Genomic DNA, 385 nt, shown 5'->3' with positions numbered 1-385 from the left:
TCCGAACACCAAGCAGATCGCCGGCCTCGACGTCGATTACGCAAAGGCGATCGCCGACAAGATCGGCGTGAAGCTGGATCTGCGCCCGACCAATCCGGCCAACCGCATCCCGTTGCTGACCTCCGGCAAGGTCGATCTGGTGCTGGCGAACTTCACCATCACGGAGGAGCGCGCCAAGCAGCTCGATTTCAGCATCCCGTACTTCGCCTCCGGCCAGCAATTCCTGGCCAAGAAGGGCACGCTCACCGCGCCCGAGCAGCTGAACGGCCTGCGCATCGGTGCCGACAAGGGCACCACCAACGAGATCGTCCTGCGCCGCGACTTTCCGAAGGCGACCGTGGTGGCGTTCGACGATACGCCCTTCGCCTTCGCGGCCCTGCGCAAC

Annotated in this window: 1 protein-coding gene; it reads left to right on the top strand. The window is 64.7% G+C overall.

Annotated elements, in window-relative coordinates:
- Positions 1-385: transporter substrate-binding domain-containing protein (locus E4T88_RS19100; RefSeq protein ID WP_135107614.1), on the top strand; the 385-nt coding region annotated here is incomplete at both ends.

Source organism: Dysgonomonas mossii, from assembly GCF_004569505.1.
Lineage (GTDB): Bacteria > Bacteroidota > Bacteroidia > Bacteroidales > Dysgonomonadaceae > Dysgonomonas.
Note: the sequence above shows the minus strand (reverse complement) of the source record. Positions and strands in the feature narration are given on the sequence as shown.